This window comes from Lactobacillus jensenii DSM 20557 (assembly GCF_001436455.1).
Taxonomy (GTDB): domain Bacteria; phylum Bacillota; class Bacilli; order Lactobacillales; family Lactobacillaceae; genus Lactobacillus; species Lactobacillus jensenii.
This window is the reverse complement of the sequence record NZ_AYYU01000094.1, coordinates 1-230: the sequence shown is the minus strand read 5'-3', so window position 1 is coordinate 230 and position 230 is coordinate 1. Positions and strand designations below refer to the sequence as shown.

Below are 230 nucleotides of genomic sequence, written 5' to 3'. Positions count from 1 at the left end.
CTAAGTACACATGGGAGAAGACTCCGGATGTAAGTAAGCCGGGTACTACAACAGCAACAGTAGTAGTAACATACCCAGACGGTTCGAAAGATAAGGTTGAAGTTCATGTTGTAGTTGATAACCCAACTCCAGAACCACAAGATGTTCACACTACTCCAGGTGTAGTACCAAATCCATCAACAGCCATAAAGAATAAAGATGAGATGCCAGATGGCACTAAGTACACATGG

At 43.0% G+C, this 230-nt stretch carries 1 protein-coding gene; it reads left to right on the top strand.

Annotated elements, in window-relative coordinates; all coding sequences use genetic code 11:
- Positions 1-230, top strand: a 230-nt coding sequence (locus FC45_RS07600; RefSeq protein ID WP_269082399.1) for a Rib/alpha-like domain-containing protein, incomplete at both ends; no start/stop codon positions are given.